Source organism: Burkholderia territorii (assembly GCF_902833055.1).
GTDB lineage: Bacteria > Pseudomonadota > Gammaproteobacteria > Burkholderiales > Burkholderiaceae > Burkholderia > Burkholderia territorii.
In genome coordinates, this window is sequence record NZ_CADFEJ010000112.1 from 1 (window position 1) to 504 (window position 504).

The following is a 504-nucleotide window of genomic DNA, read 5'->3' on the forward strand; positions in this document are numbered from 1 at the left end:
ACGAGAGTACTGCCTATGCCGGAAGATGAATCGACCGTCGTGGAAGCGCTTGCGCCAGCCTGGGCTCCCCCCGGGCTGGCGCCATCCGATGCCTTCCCGCAGTTCACGGTACGCACGCTGGATCGCGACGATCCGCAGTCGATGCACGAAGTGGGTGGTTTGTGGCAACGCGTCTACGGCGCCGAGCGCGGCTTGCTCGAGGTCGAGGACGACGTGCATGCAGTGGAGGACGACTATCACGCCAGCGGCGACTATCTGGCGGTGTTCGTCCGGCCGTACGCCGGCGCGGCGGAAGTCATGATCGCGACGGTGCGCGTGGTGGGCGATTCGCGCGTCGGCCTGCCGATCGAGCGGTTCTTCCCGCTCGGCCCGCTCAAGCGCTATACGCAACTGGTCGAGCCGCAGCGGCTGATCGTCGATCCCGCCTGGCGCCGGCGTCGTTTCGACAGCGCGCCGTATGGCCTGTCGGGACTGTTGTTCAAGGCCGTGGTCAAGCGCTACCTG

Annotated in this window: 1 protein-coding gene; it reads left to right on the plus strand. The window is 66.9% G+C overall.

Annotated elements, in window-relative coordinates; genetic code table 11:
* Positions 1–39: 39 nt before the first annotated feature.
* Positions 40–504: N-acyl amino acid synthase FeeM domain-containing protein (locus HW466_RS31265; protein WP_425129840.1), on the plus strand; the 465-nt coding region annotated here is incomplete at its 3' end.